Origin of the sequence: Bifidobacterium sp. MSK.17.10 (assembly GCF_019129655.1) — a bacterium.
Classification (GTDB): Bacteria; Actinomycetota; Actinomycetes; order Actinomycetales; family Bifidobacteriaceae; genus Bifidobacterium; species Bifidobacterium adolescentis.
The window spans coordinates 110299-133302 of sequence record NZ_JAHOJD010000006.1 but is presented as its reverse complement, the minus strand read 5'-3'; the positions used below and the strand labels follow the sequence as shown (position 1 = coordinate 133302).

16 protein-coding genes and 1 tRNA gene are annotated in these 23004 nt (G+C 60.6%); 12 read left to right on the top strand and 5 right to left on the bottom strand.

Annotated features, from left to right (window positions below; translation table 11 throughout):
• Window positions 1-216: 216 nt before the first annotated feature.
• A complete protein-coding gene (locus KSX58_RS07145) occupies window positions 217-1848 on the top strand; it encodes a type VI secretion protein ImpB (protein WP_117565608.1) in 1632 nt (543 codons plus the stop codon).
• Entirely contained in the window at window positions 1845-2072 is a 228-nt protein-coding gene (locus tag KSX58_RS07140) for a hypothetical protein (RefSeq protein ID WP_003808583.1), read from the top strand. The genes KSX58_RS07145 and KSX58_RS07140 overlap by 4 nt, the downstream gene beginning before the upstream one ends.
• 111 nt (window positions 2073-2183) lie before the next feature.
• Here the strand turns inward: KSX58_RS07140 and KSX58_RS07135 are convergent, their stop codons facing one another.
• The 3 genes from KSX58_RS07135 to purT all read right to left on the bottom strand — a co-directional run bounded on the left by KSX58_RS07135 (window position 2184) and on the right by purT (window position 8179).
• A complete protein-coding gene (locus tag KSX58_RS07135) occupies window positions 2184-5918 on the bottom strand; it encodes a phosphoribosylformylglycinamidine synthase (RefSeq protein WP_217735662.1) in 3735 nt (1244 codons plus the stop codon).
• A 119-nt stretch (window positions 5919-6037) separates the two neighbouring features.
• A complete protein-coding gene (gene purC / locus KSX58_RS07130) occupies window positions 6038-6790 on the bottom strand; it encodes a phosphoribosylaminoimidazolesuccinocarboxamide synthase (RefSeq protein WP_021913716.1) in 753 nt (250 codons plus the stop codon).
• Between the two features lie 135 nt (window positions 6791-6925).
• Complete coding sequence (gene purT / locus KSX58_RS07125) at window positions 6926-8179, bottom strand: formate-dependent phosphoribosylglycinamide formyltransferase (protein ID WP_217752057.1); 1254 nt, start codon at window positions 8177-8179, stop codon at window positions 6926-6928.
• 35 nt (window positions 8180-8214) lie between these two features.
• Between purT and KSX58_RS07120 the strand changes: the two genes are divergently transcribed.
• Window positions 8215-9381: a glycosyltransferase gene (locus tag KSX58_RS07120; protein ID WP_046999114.1), complete on the top strand. Its 1167-nt coding sequence runs from the start codon at window positions 8215-8217 to the stop codon at window positions 9379-9381.
• 91 nt (window positions 9382-9472) lie between these two features.
• Here the strand turns inward: KSX58_RS07120 and KSX58_RS07115 are convergent, their stop codons facing one another.
• Both KSX58_RS07115 and KSX58_RS07110 read right to left on the bottom strand, forming a co-directional pair.
• The gene (locus KSX58_RS07115) at window positions 9473-10498 is read right to left on the bottom strand and encodes a low specificity L-threonine aldolase (protein WP_085461834.1); all 1026 of its coding nucleotides are present in this window, start codon (window positions 10496-10498) and stop codon (window positions 9473-9475) included.
• Window positions 10499-10606: 108 nt separating this feature from the next.
• Window positions 10607-10679 (bottom strand) — tRNA-His (locus KSX58_RS07110).
• A gap of 264 nt (window positions 10680-10943) precedes the next feature.
• Between KSX58_RS07110 and KSX58_RS07105 the strand changes: the two genes are divergently transcribed.
• The 9 genes from KSX58_RS07105 (at window position 10944) to carB (ending at window position 23003) form a co-directional block, all read left to right on the top strand.
• The gene (locus KSX58_RS07105) at window positions 10944-12005 is read left to right on the top strand and encodes a bile acid:sodium symporter family protein (protein WP_003808596.1); all 1062 of its coding nucleotides are present in this window, start codon (window positions 10944-10946) and stop codon (window positions 12003-12005) included.
• A 735-nt stretch (window positions 12006-12740) separates the two neighbouring features.
• On the top strand, window positions 12741-13112 hold the full coding sequence (gene rpsL / locus KSX58_RS07100) for a 30S ribosomal protein S12 (protein ID WP_003808601.1): 372 nt from the start codon (window positions 12741-12743) through the stop codon (window positions 13110-13112).
• A 5-nt stretch (window positions 13113-13117) separates the two neighbouring features.
• Window positions 13118-13588 carry a 30S ribosomal protein S7 gene (gene rpsG, locus KSX58_RS07095; RefSeq protein ID WP_003808603.1) on the top strand — a complete coding sequence of 157 codons (471 nt, stop codon included), beginning with the start codon at window positions 13118-13120 and terminating at the stop codon, window positions 13586-13588.
• Between the two features lie 30 nt (window positions 13589-13618).
• Window positions 13619-15748, top strand: a complete 2130-nt coding sequence (fusA, locus tag KSX58_RS07090; RefSeq protein WP_003808605.1) for an elongation factor G — start codon at window positions 13619-13621, stop codon at window positions 15746-15748.
• Between the two features lie 168 nt (window positions 15749-15916).
• Window positions 15917-17116: an elongation factor Tu gene (gene tuf / locus KSX58_RS07085; protein ID WP_003808607.1), complete on the top strand. Its 1200-nt coding sequence runs from the start codon at window positions 15917-15919 to the stop codon at window positions 17114-17116.
• Window positions 17117-17296: 180 nt separating this feature from the next.
• Window positions 17297-17860, top strand: a complete 564-nt coding sequence (gene efp / locus KSX58_RS07080) for an elongation factor P (protein WP_003808611.1) — start codon at window positions 17297-17299, stop codon at window positions 17858-17860.
• A 21-nt stretch (window positions 17861-17881) separates the two neighbouring features.
• On the top strand, window positions 17882-18325 hold the full coding sequence (gene nusB, locus KSX58_RS07075; RefSeq protein ID WP_003808612.1) for a transcription antitermination factor NusB: 444 nt from the start codon (window positions 17882-17884) through the stop codon (window positions 18323-18325).
• Window positions 18326-18412: 87 nt separating this feature from the next.
• A complete protein-coding gene (gene carA / locus KSX58_RS07070; RefSeq protein ID WP_021913950.1) occupies window positions 18413-19630 on the top strand; it encodes a glutamine-hydrolyzing carbamoyl-phosphate synthase small subunit in 1218 nt (405 codons plus the stop codon).
• Window positions 19623-23003 carry a carbamoyl-phosphate synthase large subunit gene (gene carB / locus KSX58_RS07065; protein ID WP_038444281.1) on the top strand — a complete coding sequence of 1127 codons (3381 nt, stop codon included), beginning with the start codon at window positions 19623-19625 and terminating at the stop codon, window positions 23001-23003. The genes carA and carB overlap by 8 nt, the downstream gene beginning before the upstream one ends.
• Window position 23004: the final 1 nt, after the last annotated feature.

The following is a 23004-nucleotide window of genomic DNA, read 5'->3' as shown; positions in this document are numbered from 1 at the left end:
TCCAAAACCATGGAGACAAGGGGTTCGCTACCGTTCAACCCTACCAACGGGAGGCTACAAGCGACAGGTTTCGGGGAGTCCTTGGGATGAATGCAAAACTAAACACGCATTCGAACGGCTGTTCGAATATTTTGTTATGATGAGAACGTTGAGAACGTATCATGTTTGCGGGCGTGATGGATACGTTTATAAGAACTGTTGCATGGAAGGAGTGTTATGGCCGAACGAACATACGTGGCAATCGACTTGAAATCCTTCTATGCATCTTCGGAATGTGTCGAGCATGGTTTTCCGCCACTGTCCACGCATCTGGTAGTAGCGGATCAGTCGCGTACCGACAAAACCATTTGTTTGGCGGTTTCTCCGTCGCTGAAGGAATACGGGTTGCCGGGTCGTGCCCGTCTATTCGAGGTCAAAGCGAAACTCAAAGAGGTCAATGCGGCACGTCGGGCTGTTGCCCCGGGCGGAGTGCTGACGGGAAAATCGTATGATGCGAAAGCGCTCGCTGATAATCCGAATCTGGCTGCGGACGTGTTCATAGCCAAGCCGCGCATGTCGCATTATCTGGCGATGAGCGCGAAAATCTACGGTATTTACTTGAAATACGTGTCGGCGGATGACATCCATGTCTATTCGGTGGACGAGGTGTTCATGGACGTCACTGGGTATCTACGCGCCTATGGCAAAGGCGTGGAGGAGATGACGCGCGACATTATCCATGACATTCATGCTCGGACTGGTATCACCGCTACAGCGGGTATTGGTACGAACATGTATCTGGCCAAGGTTGCCATGGACATTGTGGCCAAGCATATCCATGCTGGGGAGGATGGCATCCGCATTGCCAGGCTGGACGAGATGTCGTATCGGAAACTGTTGTGGGGGCATCGTCCGATTACTGATTTTTGGCGTGTTGGACGAGGATATGCGAAAAGGCTCGAGGCTCAGGGCTTGTTGACCATGGGAGATATCGCACGTTGCTCGATGGGTCGCGCCGATGAGTATTACAACGAGGATCTGCTATATCGGATGTTCGGAGTGAATGCTGAACTACTCATCGACCATGCGTGGGGTTGGGAGCCGTGCACCATCGCGGACATCAAAGTGTACAAGCCGTCGGGGCACAGCTTGAGTTCCGGACAAGTGCTGACAGGGCCGGCGGGATTCGACGCAGCCCGGCTGATTGTGCGTGAAATGGCGGATACGCTGTCATTGGATTTGGTAGCGAAGGGCGTGAAAGCCGGCAGAGTGGGATTGATGGTCGGCTACGACACGGCAAGTCTCGATCCGAAACGGCTTGGCAAGGACGGTTCCGCTGATTTGAAGGCGATTGCCGAACATGCCGCGGCAACATACGACGGCCCTGTTTCAATCGACAGGTATGGCCGCCGCGTACCCAAGCCGGCCACCGGGTCGATCGCATTGCCGGAGCCGACGTCGGCTACGTCGCGTATTTGCGACGCGGTCGATAAGCTTTTCCTTTCGATCGTAGACAGGCGTTTGCTGGTCCGTCGGCTGAATGTGGTCGCCGCCGATGTGCTGACCGACGAGCAACTTGAGGAACGGCGGCAGGCGGCCGCGTCCGAATATACGCAGCCTGATTTGTTCGCCGCGATGGAAGCGCCGGTGGATTCCGCTTCCGCTGATGCGGCCGAATGCGAGGCTATGCGTTCCGCCGATGGTGGTTCCAAGGATTCGCCACGAGGGGACGCCGAACTGCATATGCAGCAAACGCTTCTGGACATCAAACGCAAATTCGGCAGAAATTCCATCATCAAGGCCATGGATATGTTCGATGACGCCACAGGCCAGCAGCGCAACAAGCAGATAGGAGGTCATGCGGCATGAGCCTTACGGAAACCCATCGCTACGACGACATCATCGATCTGCCGCATCACCAATCGCAGACGCATGCCCATATGAGCATGCATAACCGTGCCGCCCAATTCATGCCTTTCGCCGCCCTGACCGGTTACGACGACATCATCAGACAAACCGCGCAATCCAGCGATGATGCGGTGGAACGCGCCAACAGGCCCGTCGATCTCGCCGAGGGCTACCTTTCCGCCTGAAGCGGCTGCTATGACGAATGTCGCGGATTGCTGTATATGAAAGGGTGGGTTCGGAATCATGAGATTTCGAACCCACCCTTGATTATGTGAGCGTGAAAAGAGTCTCGATGCTCAGGCAGTGAAGTACTCCACGCCGGCTGCGAACAGCGGCTGGTCCTTCTCGCCGGGCACGTTCACGAATGTGCCGTTGCTGTAGCGCTCGGAGTGGCCCATCTTGCCGAACACGCGGCCGTCCGGACTGGTGATGCCTTCGATGGCCAGCAGCGAACCGTTCGGGTTCACATCCAGGTCCATGCCCGGCACGCCGGCCTCGTCCACATACTGCGTGGCGATCTGGCCGTTGGCCTTGAGCTGGGCGAGCACATCGTCGGAAGCCACGAAACGACCTTCGCCGTGGGAGATGGCGATGGTGTGCATGTCGCCCACCTCGGTCTTCGCCAGCCACGGGGAGAGGTTCGACGCCACGCGGGTGCGCACCAGACGGCTCTGGTGGCGGCCGATGGTGTTGAACGTCAGCGTCGGGCATTCGGCGGTCATCGGCACGATGTCGCCGTACGGCACCAGGCCAAGCTTGATAAGCGCCTGGAAACCGTTGCAGATGCCGAGCATCAGGCCATCACGGTTGTTCAGCAGGTCGCGCACGGCCTCGGTCACGGCCGGAGCGCGGAAGAACGCGGTGATGAACTTGGCGGAGCCGTCCGGTTCGTCGCCGCCGGAGAAGCCGCCAGGGATCATGATGATCTGGCTCTTCTTGATCTCCTCTACCAACGCGTTGGTGGATTCGGCCACGGCCGCCGGGGTGAGGTTGTTCACGATGAGCGTGCTCACGTCGGCGCCCGCGCGTTCGAAGGCGGCTGCGGAATCGTATTCGCAGTTGTTGCCTGGGAACACAGGGATGATCACATGCGGCTTGGCCACACCGGTGCCGGTGTATACGGTCTTCTTCGGAGCGTCGAAGGACATGGTTTCAACCGTCTTGCCCTTCTCCTCGCCCTTGGAACGGTACGGGAACACGGATTCGATGCCGCCCTCCCACGCGTCCTGCAGCTCGGCCAGATCAAGCGTCTCGCCGGCGGCCACGAACGAATACTCCTCGGTGGTTTCGCCGACCTCGCTGACTTCCACCAGGTTGGACACGGCCGGAACCTTCGCGTTGTCGGCAAGCTCGATGATGAAGGAGCCATAGGCCGGAGCAAACAGGTCATCCACGGCAATGCCGTCGTCCAGCTTCACGCCGATCTGGTTGCCGACCGTCATCTTGAAGATCGCCTCGGCGGTGGCGCCGTAGCCCGGAGTGGACACGGCCAGAGCGTCGCCGAAATCGGTGAGCTCCTCAACCGCGGAGAACACCTCCAGCAGCGAATCCTTGTCCGGGGTGAGGCCATCGGCCTTATAGCGCGGGGCGATGCGGACCACACGGTGGCCGGCGCCCTTGAACTCGGGGGAGGTGGCGCGCTTCATATTGCCCACCGCCACGGCGAAGGAGATCAGGGTCGGGGGAACGTCAAGCTGCTCGAAGGTGCCGGACATGGAGTCCTTGCCGCCGATCGCGCCCGCGCCCAGATCCACCTGGGCCATCAAAGCGCCCAGCACGGCGGCCATCGGCTTGCCCCAGCGTTCCGGCTCGTCGCGCAGCTTCTCGAAGTACTCTTGGAAGCTCAGATATGCATTCTCATGCTCGAAGCCGGCGGCCACCAGCTTGGACAGCGACTCGACTACGGACAGGTACGCGCCCGTGAACTGGTTCTTCTCCATAATGTACGGGTTGAAGCCCCACGTCATCGCGGAAGCGGTGGTGGTCTCGCCGAACACCGGCAGCTTGGCGACCATGGCCATGTTCGGGGTCAGCTGCTTCCTACCGCCGAACGGCATGAGCACGGTGCCCGCGCCGATGGTGGAATCGAAGCGTTCGGAAAGGCCCTTGTTGGAGGCCACGTTCAGGTCGGTGAGCATGGTGTGCATGCGCTCGGAAAGCGTGCCGGAAGTCCACGGCGTCGTGTAGCCGTGCTGCGCCTCGACATGCACCACCTGATGCTTCGGAGCACCATTGGAGGCGAGGAATTCGCGGGAAAGGTCCACGATCGTGTCGCCGTTCCACACCATCGTCATGCGCGGATCCTCGGTCACGGTCGCAATGACCTCGGCCTCGAGGTTCTCTTCCTTGGCGTAGCCGAGGAACTCGTCCACATCTTCGGCGGCCACGTCCACGGCCATGCGCTCCTGGGATTCGGAGATCGCCAGTTCGGTGCCGTCAAGACCCTCGTACTTCTTGGACACCTTGTTGAGGTCCACGTACAGGCCGTCGGCCAGCTCGCCGACCGCCACGGACACGCCACCGGCGCCGAAATCGTTGCAACGCTTGATCAGACGGCACGCGTCACCACGGCGGAACAGACGCTGCAGCTTGCGCTCAACCGGCGCGTTGCCCTTCTGCACTTCGGCGCCGTCAAGCTCCAGCGATTCGACGTTATGCGCCTTGGAAGCGCCGGTGGCGCCGCCGATGCCGTCACGACCGGTGCGGCCGCCGAGCAGGATGACCTTGTCTCCCGGAGCCGGGGTCTCGCGGCGCACATGATCGGCCGGAGTCGCGGCCACGACCGCGCCGACCTCCATGCGCTTGGCCACATAACCGGGGTGATAGATCTCATTCACCTGGCCGGTGGCCAGACCGATCTGGTTGCCGTAGGAGGAGTAGCCGGCCGCGGCGGTGGTGACGAGCTTACGCTGGGGGAGCTTGCCCTCAAGCGTTTCGGAAACCGGCACGGTCGGATCGGCGGCACCGGTCACACGCATCGCCTGATACACGTAGGAACGGCCCGACAGGGGGTCGCGGATGCAGCCGCCGATGCAGGTGGCCGCGCCACCGAACGGTTCGATCTCGGTCGGGTGGTTGTGCGTCTCGTTCTTGAACAGGAACAGCCAATCCTCGTCATGGCCGTTCACATCCACCTTCACCTTGACGGTGCAGGCGTTGATTTCCTCGGATTCGTCGAGATTCTTCAGAATGCCGTTCTTCTTAAGCCACTTCGCGCCGATCGTGCCCATATCCATCAGGCATACCGGCTTGGCGTCGCGGCCCAGCTCGTGACGCATCTCAAGATACTTGTCGAACGCGGCCTTGACGGTGGCATCGTCGATCGAAACCTCGTCAAGTTGCGTGCCGAACGTGGTGTGACGGCAATGGTCGGACCAATACGTGTCGATCACCTTGATCTCGGTGATCGTCGGGTCGCGCTGCTCCTCGGTGAAGTGCTCACGGCAGAACTGCAGGTCGGCCAGATCCATGGCGAGACCACGGTCCTCGATGAACTGCTCAAGCTCGGCGTCGCTCATAGAACGGAAGCCGTCGATGACTTCCACCTTGCCTGGCACCGGCACCTGGGTCTTCAGCGTGGTCTTGACATCCAGAGAGGCTTCACGGGCTTCCACCGGATTGATCACGTAATGCTTGATGGCCTCGACATCGGCTTCGGAAAGTTCGCCTTCCAACGCATACACCTTGGCGGAACGAACCGTCGGACGCTCGCCTTGGGAGATCAGCTGGATGCACTCGCTGGCGGAATCCGCACGCTGGTCGAACTGGCCGGGCAGATACTCCACCGCGAACACGGTGTCGGAACCGAAATCAGGCAGGTCGGCGTAGACGTTGTCCACCTGCGGCTCGCTGAACACGGTCGGCGTGGCCTGGGCGAACAGCTCCTCGCTGATGTCTTCCACGTCGTAACGGTTGACGAGACGGACGTTCTTCAAAGCTTCGATGCCGAGAATGGTGCGCAACTCGTTGGCGAGCTGCTGGGCCGCGACGTCAAAGCCCGGCTTCTTTTCCACGTACACGCGAAAAACCATGGTCAACTCCTTGAAAAAAGAGGGGTTATTGGATTTGGATTGACAAAAGAATGAAGGATTGCGATATAACAAGGAAGCCCGCATCCGGCTTTCGCTTCAGATGCGGGCTTGCAAACGCATTACTCTGCGACTTCGATGCCCTCGGACTTGGCGAGCTCGGCCAAGCGGCTTTCGATCTCCTCGTATGCCGGGATGATGTCGCCCAGGTCGCGGCGGAACAGGTCCTTATCGAGGTGCTCCACCTTGCCGGAATGGTCGCGCTGATCCCACAGACGGCAGGAATCCGGCGTGATTTCATCGGCGAGCAGCAGCGTGCCGTCGGAGGTGCGGCCCATCTCGATCTTGAAATCGACCAGCTTGACGTCGATCTTGGCGAAGATTTCGATCAGGGCTTCGTTGATGCGACGGGCGAGCGGCGCGATTTCGGCCAGATCCTCGCGGGTGCACACATCGAGCGCCACCAGATCGTCGTCGTTCACGAACGGATCGTGCAGGTCATCGTTCTTCAGGAAGTACTCCAGCACCGGTTCCTTGAGCTCGATGCCCTCTTCGACGCCCAGGCGGGAGCAGAAGTGGCCGGCCGCGGTGTTACGCAGCACGATCTCGAGCGGGAACATCGTGACCTTCTTGACCAGCTGGGAGGTCTCGCCCACGCGTGCCACCAGGTGGCTGTCGATGCCGCGCTTCTTGAGCAGATCGAAGATCAACGTGGTGATGAGGTTGTTCAGCCTGCCCTTGCCGGCGAAGTCTTCCTTCTTTTCGCCGTCACCTGCGGTAGCGGAGTTCTTGTATTCGACCCAGAGGACCTCCGGATCGTCAGTTGCGTACAGTTGCTTGGCTTTGCCCTCGTAGAGCTTTTCCAACTTCTCCATTACTCGCCTTTCCTGGTGTGTGGGAGGTAGATAGTTTGGTGAACTTGACGGTTAACAAGATACCAACGGGAGGCTACAATCGCGCGACTTTTGGGCGCGTTCCGGCAGCCTCGTCTCAGCATCCGGCGATAGCCGTCAAACGATTGCGATGTCGAGCGATTCGGCCACGTTCCCGGCTTTGGCGCGCGCATCCGCCTCGTTGCCGCCGATGGCCAGCGCGACTGCCATGCGTCGGTGCCCATGCACTTCCGGCTTCGCGAAGATACGCAGGTCGGTACCCGGTTCGGCGAGCGCGGCGGCGACGTTGCGGAATTCCGCTTCGCCATCGCCCTGGACGACGATCGCATGGCTTGCCGCGACGGTGCCTTGCGGAATCGACAGGGCGACATGTTCCTGTGTGATCGGCAGGCCGAGGATCGCGCGCGCGTGCAATGCGAATTCGCTCAATCGCTGGGAAGCCATGGTGACCATGCCGGTATCGTGCGGACGAGGGGAGACCTCGTTGAACAGCACGTTTCCGTCGGTCAGCACGAACAGTTCGACGCCGAACACGCCCCAGCCTTTTTCGCCGGATGCCTTGGCCTTCGCCACCAGACCTTCCACGGCGGTTCGTGCGATGTGCTGGGCCTGTTCGAGCACGTCCGGCGTGAAGGTGGCCGGCTGCCAGGATTCGCGGTAGTCGCCGTTTTCCTGACGTTGTCCGATTGGAGCGCAGGTCACGATGCCGGCGCTGGAGCTGACGGTCAGTACGGTCAGCTCGTAGTCGAGTGGAGCGAGCGCCTCCACGATCACGCGTGACACGTCGCCTTCGTCGTGTGCGCGGCGGCCTTCCTGCGCTTCGGTCCAAGCCGCGTCGATCGCTTCCGTGGAACGTACCACGGACTGTCCGTGGCCGGAGGAGCTCATGATCGGCTTGACCACGCATGGATAGCCGACGATTTGCGCGCCCTCACGTAGTTCTTCCAGAGAGCCGGCGAAACGGTACGGGGTGGTCGGCAGTCCCAGTTCCTCGTGTGCGAGCACGCGCAGGCGTTCGCGATCCATGCAGATCGCCGCGATTTCGGCGCTCGGCACCACCTGCGCGCCACGTGCTGCGGCGGCCGCAAGCTCGGAAGTGGCTATCGCTTCGACTTCCGGCACGATGATGTCCGGCTGGATTTCGTCGAACAGCGCGCGCAGCTGGTCCGCGTTGGCCATGTCGAGCACGCGGTATTCGTGCGCCACCTGTTGTGCCGGCGCGCCGGCGTAGGAATCGGCCGCGCACACCCATGCGCCGAGTCTCATCAGTTCGATGGTGACTTCCTTGCCCAGCTCGCCGGAGCCAAGGAACAGAACACGGGTCGGATGCTTGCCAAGCGGAGTGCCGAGGGCACGATTCTCTTCAGTCATGACTTCTATTGTGCCATCGGCGTAGGATGGAACGCATGTCCGAGAATGAGAAGAATGAAACGCAACCCCCCCTGACCATTGCCATGGTGGTCGACACGTCGGGGAATCGGGGCAATGGCACCTCGAATTCGGCGTTGCAGTGGGCGCAGGAGCTGGAGCGCCAGGGGCATCATGTCCGTTTGGTGGGCATCGGCGCGCCCGAATATCCCGCGCGCGTCAATCATGTGCCGTTGGTCAGCTGGGTGGCGAAGAAGCAGCAGATGCAGTTCGCCGAGCCGAGCGACACGCTGTTTCGCAAGGCGTTCGATGGTGTGGACGTGGTGCATATCTACACGCCGTTCCGTTTCGGCCAGCATGCCTGCAAGGTCGCCAAACAGATGGGCATCGCCGTTACGGCCGGCTACCACGTGCAGCCGGAGAACGTCACGTATTCCGCGGGGCCTTTGAAATATGTGCCCGGCATCGACTCGTTCATCTACTGGCTGTTCGACATATGGCTGTACCGCAAGATCGACCATGTGCATGTGCCGACCGAATTGGGTGCGAGCCTGCTGCGCTCGCATGGATACAAGTCGAAGCTGCATGTCATCTCCAACGGCTACGAATCGCGGTTCACGCCGAAGCGGCAGCGCAAGGCGGACGAGCCGTCGCCGGTGCCGTTCCGTATCGTCGCGTCGGGACGACTGACCAATGAGAAGAACCATGTCGCGTTGATCCGGGCGATCGCCCGCTGCCGTCACGCGCAGGACATCGAATTGGTGATCGCCGGCACCGGGCCGCTTAAGAAGAGGTTGCAGCGTATGGCCGGACGGCTGTTGTCTCGTCCGGCTTCGATCGGATTCCACCGGAATGCCGACATGCCGGCGTTGCTGCGTTCCGGCGATCTGCTGGTGCATCCGTCGATCGCCGATCTCGAATCGGTGAGTGTCATCGAAGGCATGGCCGCCGGTCTGGTGCCGGTGATTGCCTCGTCGTCGCTGAGCGCGGCCGGCCAGTTCGCGCTGCTGGACGAATCGTTGTTCCCCGTGGACGATGTGGACGCGCTGGCCCGTCGTATCGACTGGTGGATCGACCATCCGGCGCAGCTCGCCAAGTGGGGCGGCACCTACGCCAAACATACGAAAACCAATTATTCGGTGGAATCGTCCGTACGTAAGTTCGTCGCGATGGAACGTGAGGCGATCGCCGATAACCGTCGCTGAATGGCGCCTGCCGCAATCGCAATACAATCGTTATACATAAGCGAAAAGCCGGGAGCGATTTCCCGGCTTTCCTTGTTTTGCGGACTGTCTTTTACAGCAGTGCGACCAGCTCGTCCACCTGCTCGTCGGTCGTGGCCCAGCTGGTGCAGATGCGCATCACGGTATGCGTGTCGTCCGCCTTTTCCGTGAAGCCGAGACGGACGTCGCGTTGCAGACGTTCGGAGATCTCGTTGTCGAGCGTGACGAAGATCTGGTTGGTCGGCGCATCGAAAGTCAGCGTGTAGCCACGTTCCACCAGCACCTTGCGGATACGGTCCGCGGCATCGTTGGCGTGGCGGGCGATGCGCAGGTACAGGCCGTCGGTGAACAACGTGTCGAACTGCAGTCCCAGCAGCCATCCCTTGGCCAGCAGCGCGCCATGCTGCTTGACGATCGTCACGAAATGCTTCGGCATGTTGCCGTGCGTGAACACCACGGCCTCTCCGAACATCGCGCCCACCTTGGTGCCGCCGATATAGAACACGTCGGCGAGACGCGCGATGTCCTCGATCGTCACGTCGTTGCCGGAGGCGGTCAGCGCGTAGCCGAGACGCGCGCCGTCGATGAACAACGGCATGTCGTACTTCGTGCAGACCTTGCGGATCGCCTCGAGCTCGGCCAGCGTGTACAGCGTGCCGTATTCGGTGGCCTGCGAAATGTACACGCAGCCGGGGAACACCATATGCGTGTAGTTGCCGTCCGCGTAGAACGTGGCGCAGTATTCGTCGAGTTCATCCGCGTCGATTTTGCCGTCATGGTGGGGGAGCGTGAGCACTTTGTGGCCGGTGAATTCGATAGCGCCCGCCTCATGCACGTTCACATGTCCGGTGGTGGCCGCCACCACGCCCGCATACGGTGGGGTGATGGCGTCGATGACGACCTGGTTGGTCTGAGTGCCGCCGACGAGGAAGAAGATTTCGGCGTCCGGGCATGCGCAGGCCTCGCGGATTTTGGCTTTGGCGCTTTCGCAGACGTCGTCGGTGCCGTAGCCGGGATACTGGTTGGTCGCGGTTTCGGCGAGACGGGCGATGATTTCCGGCGTCGCGGCGCAGGAGTAGTCGTTTTCGAAAGACAGCATGGTCGTTCCTTTTGTTGTGGGTTGCTTGCGATCGGGAAAGTCTGGTTCCGCGCGTTCGGCCGCCGCGGATAGCAAAAAACCTCGGAATTTCTTCCGAGGTTTCACCGGGGTGGCTAACGCGGCTCGAACGCGCGACCTTCTGAACCACAATCAGATGCTCTACCAACTGAGCTATAGCCACCATGTTCTCACTTCCATGCGGAAGCGCAACGAATGGATACTATACACGATTTTTTGGATGTGCGCGCGTCGGCGTGTTGCGCTTCCGGCCGTCAAGTGATGTTCATTATGTGAACGGAATGTTACGCACTTGATGGGTGGGTGCCTGATTTGTAGGCAATTCCAACGGAAGATGTCACGACGGGGTCGGCGGAAAGCCGGTCCCGTTTTGTTTTCCCCGGAAATGACTTCCATGGAAACGTGATTGAGAAAAGAGGAAACGATAATGCAGAAGATCAAGGCGTTTGGTGATTGGCTCACCAAATGGTTCACCGTGATCGTGATCGTATGGGCCGTGTTCAACTACTTCGTGCCGCAAACCAGCCTGTGGGGCAAGTCCTACACCGGATACTTCCTGGGCATCGTGCTGTTCGGCATGGGCCTGACGCTGACGCTCGACGATTTCAAACGTATCCTCACCCAGCCGCTGATGGTCGTCGTCGGCACGGTGGCCCACTTCGTGATCATGCCGTTGGTGGCCGTGCTGCTGTGCTGGATCTTCCGTCTCGACGGCCCGCTTGCCGTGGGCGTGATTCTGGTCGGCTGCTGCCCGTCCGGCACCTCATCCAACGTGATGAGCTATCTGAGCCGTGGCGACGTGGCGCTTGACGTGTCCATCGGCATCCTGTCCACGCTGTGCGCGCCGTTCATGATTCCTCTGCTGATGCAGTGGCTCGCCTCCCAGTATGTGACCGTGCCGGTCGAGTCCCTGTTCCTCAACGCGGTCAAGGTGGTGCTGTTCCCGATCGCGCTCGGTGTGATCTGCCACGCCATCTTCAAGGAGAAGATCGAGAAGGTCACGGTGGCGCTGCCGATCGTGTCCCAGGTCGCCATCCTGCTCATCATCGGCGTCGTGGTCGCAGCCAATGGTTCGAAGCTGTTCGTGGCATCCTCGCTGCTTGCCATCCCGGTGGTCATCCTGCACAACCTGTGCGGCTACGCGCTGGGCTTCGGCTTCTCCAAGCTCATGTACAAGGTGTATCCGAAGGGCTTCCGCTACGCGCAGCAGAAGGCCATCACCTTCGAGGTCGGCATGCAGGATTCCGCTTTGGGCGCCACGCTGGCCCTGAGCTCCTTCGCGTCCAACCCGCTTGCCGCCGTGCCGTCCACCTTCTTCAGCGTATGGCACAACATCTCCGGTTCGGTGCTGTCCAGCTGGTGGCGCGAGCACGATGACAAGCATCAGATCCACCCGGATTCCGACAATGGCGAGAAGGGTTCCGCGGCCAAGGCTTCGGAAGCCGGGGACGCCGTCAAGGATGAGTCCGAGGAAACGGTCAACGCCTGAATGTGATTCGTGGCATCGGTCAGGCAGCCTCTGAACCGTACAGAACGGTTCAGAGGCTGTTCTGTTTTGACCTGTTTTTCCATGGCGATGTTAGATTGTGTTGCTTTGCGCTGAAGTTCGGTTAAGTATTGAAAATATTGGGATTTAGGGGTGTTTTGCCCCGTGTCATATGTTCGTTTGCGGTATACTAAAGGTGAAGGCCGGAGTTGCAGATCGGTCGAGAATTCGTCAGGTCGCAATGAGGCGCCGATGGCCGTGAGGCCCATGCGCAACGCCTTCAAGATATAACTGAAGAACAACCGAATATAGCGATTCGAGATGGCGGCATAGGCAGTACGGCGAGGGCGCCGGGCCGCATGGGGTTATGAAAAGACTCAGAGGTTTGAAGCGATGCGCGCAAGGTGGCGCGTGGGAGAGTGGCTCCGATGCCAGGATGGCGTCGGAGCCACTCTTCGTATAACGGCCGTTGCTGTCGCGACACGATTATCCAGCATTGTCCGGCAGACCTGTATACTGGTAATTTGTGTGTGCCAACGGCATGCCTTATGTAACAGGCGTGCGGGTTGGGATATCCCGGAACTCGATTGCATCACGCGCAGCAATGCGGCGGTGAGAGAGGGACGGGCCATCGGGCCGGTGGACTGTGGCTATCTTTACGATTCAGTGTCGTGGAGTGTGGGTGCAGTGCGGCGGTCACACGAAAACAAGAGAAACCACTGAATCGGAGAATTCAAGTTGCCTACTATTGAACAGCTCGTCCGTAAGGGACGTCAGGCAAAGCCGAAGAAGTCCAAGACTTTGGCACTGAAGGGAAGCCCGCTGCGTCGTGGCGTGTGCACCCGTGTTTACACCACCACCCCGAAGAAGCCGAACTCGGCACTGCGTAAGGTCGCCCGTGTGCGCCTGAGCTCCGGTGTGGAAGTCACCGCATACATCCCGGGCGAAGGCCACAACCTGCAGGAGCACTCCATCGTGCTCGTTCGCGGCGGCCGTGTCAAGGATCTGCCGGGTGTTCGTTACCACATCGTTCGTGGCGCCCTCGATACCCAGGGTGTGAAGGATCGCAAGCAGGGTCGTTCCCTGTACGGAGCAAAGAAGGCGAAGTAAGAGATATGTCACGTAAAGGACCTTCCAAGAAGCATCAGCTGCTGCCGGATCCGATCTACGGTTCCACCGTTGTGGCACAGCTCATCAACAAGATTCTGCTTGACGGCAAGAAGTCAATCGCCGAGGACATCGTCTACAGCGCTCTCGACATGGTCAAGGAGAAGACCGACCAGGAGCCGGTCGCCGTTCTCAAGCGCGCTCTGGACAACATCCGTCCGTCCCTCGAGGTTCGCTCCCGCCGTGTCGGTGGCGCTACCTACCAGGTCCCGGTCGAAGTGAAGCCGGGCCGCGCCAACACGCTGTCTCTGCGCTGGCTCACCGACTTCTCCCGCGCCCGTCGCGAGAAGACCATGGCTGAGCGTCTGGCCAACGAAATCCTCGATGCCTCCAACGGCCTCGGTGCTTCTGTCAAGCGCCGCGAGGATACTCATAAGATGGCAGAGGCCAACAAGGCCTTCGCTCATTACCGCTGGTAATTAGTCGAGAACGAGAGTTAAGGAACAATCATGGCACTAGACGTGCTCAATGATCTCAACCAGATCCGTAACATCGGCATCATGGCTCACATCGATGCCGGTAAGACCACTACCACCGAGCGTATTCTGTTCTACACCGGTAAGAACTACAAGATCGGCGAGACCCACGATGGCGCCTCGACGATGGACTTCATGGCTCAGGAGCAGGAGCGCGGCATCACCATTCAGTCCGCTGCTACCACCTGCTTCTGGAACCGTCAGACCCATGACGAGAAGCAGAAGTTCCAGATCAACATCATCGATACCCCTGGCCACGTGGACTTCACGGCCGAGGTGGAGCGCTCCCTGCGTGTGCTCGATGGTGCTGTCGCCGTGTTCGATGGCAAGGAAGGCGTGGAGCCGCAGTCCGAGACCGTGTGGCGTCAGGCTGACAAGTACGGCGTTCCGCGTATCTGCTTCATCAACAAGATGGATAAGCTCGGCGCTGACTTCTACTACTCCGTCGACACCATCAAGACCAAGCTGGGCGCGACCCCGCTGGTCGTCCAGCTGCCGATCGGCGCTGAGAACGACTTCGCCGGCGTCGTCGACCTTATCCGCATGAAGGCCTACGTCTGGAACGACGTTTCCGGCGATCTGGGTGCCCACTACGACACCACCGACATCCCGGCCGACCTGCAGGACAAGGCTGAGCAGTATCGTTCCGAGCTGCTCGACCAGGTCGCCGAGTCCGACGAGGAGCTGCTTGAGAAGTACCTCGAGTCCGGCGAACTGACCGAGGACGAGATCCGCGCCGGCATCCGCAAGCTCACCATCAACCGTGAGGCCTACCCGGTGCTCTGCGGCTCCGCCTTCAAGGACAAGGGTGTGCAGCCGATGCTGGACGCCGTCGTCGACTACCTGCCGAGCCCGGAGGACGTTCCGTCCATCGTCGGCTTCGACCCGCAGGACGAGTCCATCGAGATCGACCGCAAGCCGACCACCGATGATCCGTTCTCCGCACTGGTCTTCAAGATCTCCACCCACCCGTTCTACGGCAAGCTCGTGTTCGTGCGCGTGTACTCCGGTTCCGTCAAGCCGGGCGACACCGTCCTCGACTCCACCAAGGAGAAGAAGGAACGCGTCGGCAAGATCTTCCAGATGCACGCCGACAAGGAGAACCCGGTGGATGCCGCCGAAGCCGGCAACATCTACACCTTCGTGGGTCTGAAGAACGTCACCACCGGTGATACCCTGTGCGACGAGAAGTCCCCGATCTCCCTCGAATCCATGACCTTCCCGGATCCTGTGATCGAGGTGGCCGTGGAGCCGAAGACCAAGGCCGACCAGGAGAAGATGAGCATCGCTCTGGCGAAGCTGTCCGACGAGGATCCGACCTTCCAGGTGAAGACCGACGAAGAGTCCGGCCAGACCCTGATCTCCGGCATGGGCGAGCTGCAGCTCGACATCATCGTCGACCGTATGCGTCGTGAATTCAAGGTGGAGTGCAACGTCGGTAACCCGCAGGTTGCATACCGCGAGACGATCCGCAAGGCCGTCATGAACCAGGAATACACGCACAAGAAGCAGACCGGTGGTTCCGGCCAGTTCGCAAAGGTCCTGATGAACTTCGAGCCGCTCGACACCGAGAACGGCGAGACCTACGAGTTCGTCAACGAAGTCACCGGCGGCCACATCACCAAGGAATTCATTCCTTCCATCGATGCTGGCGTGCAGGAAGCCATGGAATCCGGCATCCTCGCCGGCTTCCCGGTGGTTGGCGTCAAGGCTACCGTCACCGACGGCCAGGTCCACGACGTCGATTCCTCCGAAATGGCCTTCAAGATCGCAGGTTCCATGTGCTTCAAGGAAGCTGCCCCGAAGGCCAAGCCGGTCATCCTCGAGCCGATCATGGCCGTGGAAGTGCGTACTCCGGAAGAGTACATGGGCGATGTGATGGGCGACATCAACGCACGTCGTGGTTCCATCCAGTCCATGACCGACTCCACCGGTGTCAAGGTCATCGACGCCAAGGTCCCGCTGTCCGAGATGTTCGGCTACATCGGCGATCTTCGCTCCAAGACCCAGGGCCGCGCAATGTTCACCATGCAGATGGACTCCTACGCTGAGGTTCCGAAGAACGTCTCCGAGGAGATCATCAAGGCCCAGCGCGGCGAGTGACACGCGCTGCCACTGAAGTGGAAACTGTCTCCAGTCAGCGCTAGTATTTTGTAGCGCTGACTGGGTTCGGGCTCCAAAGTGGCACAAACCCGTCAAACCCAGTAAAATGTAGCGAGTGCCTTGAAGTGAGTTCAAGGCTTACTACGAGACGTCCAGGAGGACAAACACATGGCAAAGGAAAAGTACGAGCGTACTAAGCCGCACGTTAACATTGGTACCATCGGCCACGTCGATCACGGCAAGACCACCCTGACTGCAGCCATCTCCAAGGTGCTGCACGAGGAGTACCCGGATGTCAACCCGGAGTACGACTTCAACCAGATCGATTCCGCTCCGGAAGAGGCCGCCCGCGGTATCACCATCAACATCGCCCACATCGAGTACCAGACCGAGAAGCGTCACTACGCTCACGTCGACTGCCCGGGCCACGCCGACTTCGTGAAGAACATGATCACCGGCGCCGCTCAGATGGATGGCGCCATCCTCGTTGTGGCCGCCACCGACGGCCCGATGGCTCAGACCCGCGAGCACGTGCTGCTCGCTCGTCAGGTGGGCGTCCCGAAGATCCTCGTCGCTCTGAACAAGTGCGATATGGTCGACGACGACGAGCTCATCGAGCTCGTTGAGGAAGAGGTCCGTGACCTCCTCGACGAAAACGGCTTCGATCGCGATTGCCCGGTCATCCACGTGTCCGCTTACGGCGCACTGCACGATGACGCTCCGGACCACGAGAAGTGGGTTGAGCAGATCAAGAAGCTCATGGACGCCGTCGATGACTACATCCCGACCCCGGTCCACGATCTGGACAAGCCGTTCCTGATGCCGATCGAAGATGTCTTCACCATCTCCGGCCGTGGCACCGTGGTGACCGGCCGTGTCGAGCGTGGTAAGCTCCCGGTCAACTCCAACGTCGAGATCGTCGGCATCCGTCCGACCCAGACCACCACCGTCACCTCCATCGAGACCTTCCACAAGCAGATGGACGAGTGCGAGGCTGGCGACAACACCGGTCTGCTGCTCCGCGGCATCAACCGTGACCAGGTCGAGCGTGGCCAGGTTCTGGCTGCTCCGGGCTCCGTGACCCCGCACACCAAGTTCGAGGGCGAAGTCTACGTGCTGACCAAGGACGAAGGCGGCCGTCACTCGCCGTTCTTCTCCAACTACCGTCCGCAGTTCTACTTCCGTACCACCGACGTCACCGGCGTCATCACCCTGCCGGAAGGCGTTGAGATGGTGCAGCCGGGCGATCACGCTACCTTCGGCGTTGAGCTGATCCAGCCGATCGCTATGGAAGAGGGCCTGACCTTCGCAGTGCGTGAAGGCGGCCACACCGTCGGCTCGGGCCGTGTCACCAAGATCATCGAGTAGTTTCTACCCGACATCAAGACACGCTTGAACTAGCGTTTTAAAGAAACCTCCCAAGGATGAGAATCCGAGGGAGGTTTCTTTATATATGGAAGGGCAACGCTCCAAAGTATGCACGCCGTGGCATAATGAGCAAGGCTTTTTGTAAGCTTTTCCGTCAGATGAAGAAATAGGTGAGTTAATTTGGCACAGACTACCAATGACATCAAGAACGGTTCTGTTCTGAACCTCGATGGCCAGCTGTGGACCGTCATCAAGTTCCAGCACGTCAAGCCGGGCAAGGGCCCCGCCTTCGTGCGCACCACCATCAAGAACGTGCTTTCCGGCAAGATCGTCGACAAGACCTTCAACGCGGGCATGAAGATGGAATTCGAAACCGTCGACAACCGCAACCTCCAGTACTCCTATGAAGACGGCGACAACTTCGTCTTCATGGACATGACCACCTACGACCAGATCTTCATTCCGAAGACCCTGGTCGGCGACCAGGCCAAGTTCCTGCTCGAAGGCACCGACTGCGTCGTGTCCTTCCACGACGGCACCCCGCTGTCCGTCGAGCTGCCGGCTTCCGTCGTCCTGACCGTCACCCACACCGAGCCGGGCCTGCAGGGCAACCGTTCCAACGCCGGCACCAAGCCGGCCACCGTCGAAACCGGCGCCGAGATCCAGGTGCCGCTGTTCATCGGCGAAGGCGAGAAGGTCAAGGTGAACACCACCGACGGCTCCTACCTCGGCCGCGAGAACTGAGAGTAAGGACTGCGAAGTTTCATGGCACGTTCCACCGCTCGCAAGAGGGCTCTGAACACGTTGTATGAAGCGGATGAGAAGGGACAGGACATCCTGTCCCTTCTTGCTGAGCGCATCGAGCAGCCCGGCGCTCAGACCCCGCTGCCCGACTACGCCATCGAAATCGTCCGTGGCGTGGCGGAGCATATCGCCGCCATCGACGCCATGCTTGACGAACATTCCACCGGTTGGAAGGTCAAGCGCATGGGCGTCGTCGACCGCAATATCCTGCGCATCGCCGCATGGGAGATCATGTTCAACGATGATGTTCCCAACATGGTGGCCATCGATGAGGCGTTGAGCCTTGCCAAAACGCTGTGCGACGACGATTCGCCGGCGTTCATCCATGGTCTGCTCAGCGCGGTGAGCGCCGATGCGGAAGCCACTGAAGTGGCCGAACAACCGACCGAACCTTCGGCTGAATAAAGCCGAAAGTTAAGCGATTCGGCCGGGTCGCGAGTCCTAACCGGCCGCTATCCTTGGTACGAATACCTTGACTATAAGGGGGTTTTGGTGAACCAGTATGATTCCGAAGCCGTGATGTTTGACCCTCAGGATGCCGTTCTTGTTCTCGAAGACGGACAGGTGTATGTGGGCGAGCCATACGGCGCGATCGGCACGACCAGCGGGGAGATCGTTTTCGCGACCGGCATGACCGGCTACCAGGAAACGCTTACCGATCCCAGCTACGACCGTCAGATCGTGGTACAGACGTTCCCGCACATCGGGGACACGGGAATCAACGGGGAGGATCCGGAATCCTCCAGAATCTGGGTCGCAGGCTATGTGGTGCGCGATCCCAGCCCGAATGTGAGCAACTGGCGCGCCACCGGCAGCCTTGACGACGATCTCGAATCCAACCACATCGTCGGCATCAGCCATATCGACACGCGCAAGCTGGTACGCCACCTGCGTTCCGCCGGTGTGATGCGCGCGGCCATCTTCTCAGGCGACGCGCTGCTCGACGGTGACGGCAAACTGCGCACCATCGACTCCATGCTCGACGAGGTCAAGGCCACTCCGCAGATGAAGGGCATGAGCCTCTACGACGAGGTCAGCACCAAGGAAGCCTATACCATCGAACCCTGCGGCGAATTCGAAGGCAAGGAACCGCTGTTCACCGTGGCGGCCGTCGATCTGGGCATCAAGTCCATGACCCCGCATCGCATGGCCGAACGCGGCTGCCGCGTGCATGTGGTGCCGTCCACCATCACCTTCGACGAGCTCCAGTCCCTCAATCCCGACGGCGTCTTTTTCTCCAACGGTCCGGGCGACCCGGAACAGGCCGATCCTGAAGTGAATCTGCTGCGTCAAGTGCTCGACGCCGGATATCCGTTCTTCGGCATCTGCTTCGGCAACCAGCTGCTGGGCCGCGCGCTCGGCTTCGGCACGTACAAGCTCAAATTCGGCCACCGCGGCATCAACCAGCCGGTCAAGGATATGACCACCGGCAAAATCGAAATCACCGCGCACAACCATGGCTTCGCCGTGGATGCGCCAATCGGCGAAACCGTCGACGCGCCATTCGAGAACGGCAAATACGGCAAGGTGTTCGTCAGCCATATCGATTTGAACGATAACGTGGTCGAAGGCCTGCAGTGCGTCGATATCCCGGCGTTCTCCGTGCAATATCACCCGGAAGCCGCCGCCGGCCCGCACGATGCCGCATACCTGTTCGATCGTTTCGTTGATCTCATGCGTTCCGTCAAGGAGGGAACCCGCAATGCCTAAGCGCACAGACATCAAGTCCGTGATGGTCATCGGCTCCGGTCCGATCGTGATCGGCCAGGCCGCGGAATTCGATTATTCGGGCACCCAGGCCTGCCGCGTGCTGCGCGAAGAGGGCATTAGGGTCATTCTGGTCAATTCCAACCCGGCCACCATCATGACCGATCCGGAAATGGCCGACGCCACCTACATCGAGCCGATCTCCACCCCGATCCTCGAGCAGATCATCGCCAAGGAACGTCCTGACGCGTTGCTGCCGACGCTGGGCGGACAGACCGCGCTGAACGCGGCCATGGCGCTGGGCGAGGCGGGCGTGCTCAAGAAGTACAACGTCGAGCTGATCGGCGCGTCCCTTGACGCCATCGATCGTGGCGAGGACCGCGAACTCTTCAAGAAGGTCGTGGAGGAGGCTGGCGCCGAATCCGCCCGCTCCGACATCGCGCATTCCCTTGAGGAAGTCGACAAGATCGCCGAGAAGTTCGGCTACCCGCTGGTGGTCCGTCCGAGCTTCACCATGGGTGGTCTCGGCTCCGGCATCGCGCACGACGAAGACGAGCTGCACCGCATCGCCGGCGCCGGCATCCACTATTCCCCGACCGACGAGGTGCTGATCGAAGAAGGCATCGAAGGCTGGAAGGAATACGAACTCGAGCTGATGCGCGACAAGAAGGACAATGTCGTGGTCGTCTGCCCGATCGAAAACGTCGACCCGGTCGGCGTGCACACCGGCGACTCCATCACCGTGGCACCGGTCTTCACCCTGACCGACCGCGAATACCAGAAGCTGCGTGACATCGGCATCGCCATCATCCGTGGCGTGGGCGTCGACACCGGCGGCTGCAACATCCAGTTCGCCGTCAACCCGGACACCGGCCGTATCATCGTCATCGAGATGAACCCGCGCGTGTCCCGTTCCTCCGCGTTGGCTTCCAAGGCCACAGGCTTCCCGATCGCCAAGATCGCCACCAAGCTGGCCCTCGGCTACACGCTGGACGAGATCCAGAACGACATCACCCAGTCCACGCCGGCCAGCTTCGAGCCGACCATCGACTACGTGGTCACCAAGGTGCCGCGTTTCGCGTTCGAGAAGTTCCCGGGCGCCGATCCGACGCTGACCACCTCCATGAAGTCCGTCGGCGAGGCCATGGCTCTCGCGGGCAACTTCCAGGAGTCGCTTGGTAAGGCTATGCGCTCCATCGACAAGCGTCACATGGGCTTCAACTGGGATGGTGACAAGCCGTCCGAGGACGAGGTTTCCCAGCTGCTCGACGCCATCAAGGTGCCGACCGAGCACCGTTATCTGCAGATTCAGCGTGCCCTGTGGGGAGGCGCCACCGAAGAGCAGATCTTCGCGGCCACCAAGATCGACCCGTGGTTCATCCGCCAGTTCGCGCTCATCAACGAGACTGCGCTGGAAGTCAAGAACGCGGAGAAGCTCACCAGGAAGCTGCTGAAGAAGGCGAAGCTCGCCGGCCTGTCCGACCTGCAGATCGCGCACCTGCGCCGTCTGGGAGACGAGGGCGAGAACACCATCCGTGAGCTGCGTTGGTCGTACGACCTCCGCCCGGTGTTCAAGACCGTCGACACTTGCGCCGCCGAATTCGACGCGGCAACCCCGTACTACTACTCCTGCTACGCGGATGAGACCGAGCTGCGTCCTCGCGACCGCGAGGCCGTGATCATCCTCGGCTCCGGTCCGAACCGCATCGGCCAGGGCATCGAGTTCGACTACACCTGTGTGCACGCCGTGCAGGAACTGGGCAAGAACTATGACACGATCATGGTTAACTGCAACCCGGAGACCGTGTCGACCGATTACGACATGTCCGACCGCCTGTATTTCGAGCCGCTCACCTTCGAAGACGTGCTCGAGATCTACGAGGCCGAAAAGAAGATGGGTCCGATCAAGGGCGTCATCGTCCAGCTCGGCGGCCAGACCCCGCTGTCCCTGGCCGCCCGACTGAAGGCCGCAGGCGTTCCGATTCTCGGCACCACGCCTGAATCCATTGATCTGGCCGAAAACCGTGAGCTCTTCGGCGAGGTGCTGAAGAAGGCCGACATGAACGCGCCGCGCTACGGCACCGCGCTGAGCCTGGACGAGGCCCGCGAGGCCGCGCACGCCATCGGATACCCGGTGCTGGTCCGTCCGAGCTACGTGCTCGGCGGCCGTGGCATGGAAATTGTCTACGACGACGCCCAATTGCGCAAGTACGTCGATCGCGCATTGAAGGAAGCCCAGGCCGACACCGTCGTGTCCGGCCGTCTGCCTTCGCCGCTGCTCATCGACAAGTTCCTGCAGGATGCCGTGGAAATCGACGTCGACGCGCTGTTCGACGGCGAGGAGCTGTATATCGGCGGCATCATGGAGCACGTCGAGGAAGCTGGCGTCCATTCCGGTGACGCCGCCTGCACCCTGCCTCCGAGCACGCTGTCCGATGACCAGATCCGTCGTCTGCGTGAAGGCACCTACGCCATTGCCAAGGGCTGTGGCGTGCAGGGCCTGATCAACGTGCAGTATGCCTTCATGGCCAACACTCTGTACGTCATCGAGGCCAATCCGCGTGCCTCCCGTACCGTGCCGTTCGCTTCCAAGGCCACCGGTGTGGCACTGGCCAAGGCCGCCGCCCGCATCATGGTCGGCGAAACCATCCAGCAGCAGCGTGACAACGGCCTGCTCCTGCCCCACGGCGACGGTGGCGACATCCATCGTGGCCAGCAGGTGGCCGTCAAGGAATCCGTGCTTCCGTTCAAGCGATTCCGCACTCCGCTCGGCAAGACCGTCGACGTGCTGCTCGGACCGGAAATGCGTTCCACCGGCGAGGTCATGGGCTTCGACCGCGACTTCCCGCACGCGTTCGCCAAGAGCCAGCTCGCCGCATACGAAGGCGGCCTGCCGACCAGCGGCAACGTGTTCATCTCCGTGAACGACACCGACAAGCGCCAGCTGCCGCTGTTCGCCGCGCGACTGGTCGAGCTCGGCTTCAACATCTGGGCCACCGAAGGCACGGCATCCGTGCTGCGCCGCTACGGCATCGATTCCAAGATCGTCGACAAGATCAGCGTGCGTATGGACTCCGATCCAGACGACCCGATCACCACCTACCATGCGGAGGGCAGCGTCGGCAAGAACGTCGTCCAGCTGATCGAGGAAGGCGCGATCGACCTGATTCTCAACACGCCGAACTCCCGCGGTTCCCGTTCCGACGGCTACGCCATCCGTTCGGCGGCTATCGCAGCCGACCTGCCGCAGTTCACCACCATGACGGAATTCTCCGCCGTGTTGATGGCTATCGAGGCGGTGCGCAATAATGATTATCAGATCATGAGTATTCAGGATCATTCCACGCAGCTGTTCGAATTGGAAAGCCGTGACTAAT

Coding starts and splice junctions, on each gene's coding strand:
- KSX58_RS07145 (WP_117565608.1), top strand. CDS start 217: ATGGCCGAACGAACATACGTGGCAATCGACTTGAAATCCTTCTATGCA.
- KSX58_RS07140 (WP_003808583.1), top strand. CDS start 1,845: ATGAGCCTTACGGAAACCCATCGCTACGACGACATCATCGATCTGCCG.
- KSX58_RS07135 (WP_217735662.1), bottom strand. CDS start 5,918: ATGGTTTTTCGCGTGTACGTGGAAAAGAAGCCGGGCTTTGACGTCGCG.
- purC (WP_021913716.1), bottom strand. CDS start 6,790: ATGGAGAAGTTGGAAAAGCTCTACGAGGGCAAAGCCAAGCAACTGTAC.
- purT (WP_217752057.1), bottom strand. CDS start 8,179: ATGACTGAAGAGAATCGTGCCCTCGGCACTCCGCTTGGCAAGCATCCG.
- KSX58_RS07120 (WP_046999114.1), top strand. CDS start 8,215: ATGTCCGAGAATGAGAAGAATGAAACGCAACCCCCCCTGACCATTGCC.
- KSX58_RS07115 (WP_085461834.1), bottom strand. CDS start 10,498: ATGCTGTCTTTCGAAAACGACTACTCCTGCGCCGCGACGCCGGAAATC.
- KSX58_RS07105 (WP_003808596.1), top strand. CDS start 10,944: ATGCAGAAGATCAAGGCGTTTGGTGATTGGCTCACCAAATGGTTCACC.
- rpsG (WP_003808603.1), top strand. CDS start 13,118: ATGTCACGTAAAGGACCTTCCAAGAAGCATCAGCTGCTGCCGGATCCG.
- fusA (WP_003808605.1), top strand. CDS start 13,619: ATGGCACTAGACGTGCTCAATGATCTCAACCAGATCCGTAACATCGGC.
- tuf (WP_003808607.1), top strand. CDS start 15,917: ATGGCAAAGGAAAAGTACGAGCGTACTAAGCCGCACGTTAACATTGGT.
- nusB (WP_003808612.1), top strand. CDS start 17,882: ATGGCACGTTCCACCGCTCGCAAGAGGGCTCTGAACACGTTGTATGAA.
- carB (WP_038444281.1), top strand. CDS start 19,623: ATGCCTAAGCGCACAGACATCAAGTCCGTGATGGTCATCGGCTCCGGT.